Below are 1,141 nucleotides of genomic sequence, written 5' to 3'. Positions count from 1 at the left end.
CGCCCATTGCACTAGAGCCAATACCCGCATCACATGCGAATGCGACAAATGAAATTGGCTTGCTCGGTTCTTGCGTCGTCGCAGCTGCAACTGGCTTAACTGCGCCTTCCGCTTTCATCTCTTTCATGTCAGAAACTGATTTCTCAAACTCGCTTTCTTTTTCTTCTGATTTGCTCACTTTCAAAATCGCACTTGCTACTAAGAAAGAGACAATCGTTGCACTTGTCACACCTGCGATGGTCGCGATGAAGCTACCTTTCGGAGTTAGAGCAAGGTAAGAGAAGATAGAGCCTGGACTTGGACCCGCGACCAAACCGGCATCGAATAGGTTGAAGGTTGCGATGCCTGTCGCCGCACCAGCAATCATTGCCACAATCATGATTGGTTTCATGAGTACGTATGGGAAGTACAACTCATGAATACCACCAAAGAAGTGAATGATGATGGCACTTGGTGCAGAACGTTTAGACAAACCCTGGCCAAACTTCGCGTAGGCCAGCAGCATACCAAGACCAGGGCCTGGGTTAGACGCCACCATAAAGAAGATGGACTTGCCCGTTTCTGCGGCCGCTTGCAGGCCTAGTGGGTAGTAGATGCCTTGATCAATGGCGTTGTTCAGGAACAACACTTTTGCTGGTTCGTTAATGATCGCTAACAAAGGCAGGAAACCCGTTGCAACCAACGCTTCGATGCCTGATTTCACAAACAAGTTTGCTGCGGTGACTGAAGGGCCAACAATCTCGTAAGCGAACAAACACAACAACATACCGACGATACCCAAGGAAAAGTTGTTGACCACCATCTCAAAACCAGAAGGTATGCGGTGTTGAATACGTTTATCCACTTGCACCACAACCCAAGCGCTCAGTGGGCCCATGATCATTGCGCCAACAAACATCGGTATGTCAGCCCCGACAATCACGCCCATCGTACCGATAGCCCCCGCTACCGCGCCGCGTTTTTCACCAACAATCTGACCACCAGTGTAACCAATCAAAAGTGGCAGCAAGTAAGTGATCATAGGACCAACCATGGAAGCTAACGTCTCATTTGGTAGCCATCCGGTTGGGATAAATAGAGCAGTGATAAAGCCCCACGCGATAAACGCGCCGATGTTTGGCATTACCATGTTTGACAGAAA

Annotated in this window: 1 protein-coding gene; it reads right to left on the bottom strand. The window is 49.1% G+C overall.

The window, feature by feature from the left end; all coding sequences use genetic code 11:
* Positions 1–1,138, bottom strand: a 1,138-nt coding sequence (locus R7E78_RS24425) for a PTS mannitol transporter subunit IICB (protein WP_318058378.1), incomplete at its 3' end; no start/stop codon positions are given.
* Positions 1,139–1,141: the final 3 nt, after the last annotated feature.

It is taken from the genome of Vibrio sp. YT-19(2023) (genome assembly GCF_033337395.1).
This window is presented reverse-complemented; position numbering and strand designations above follow the sequence as displayed.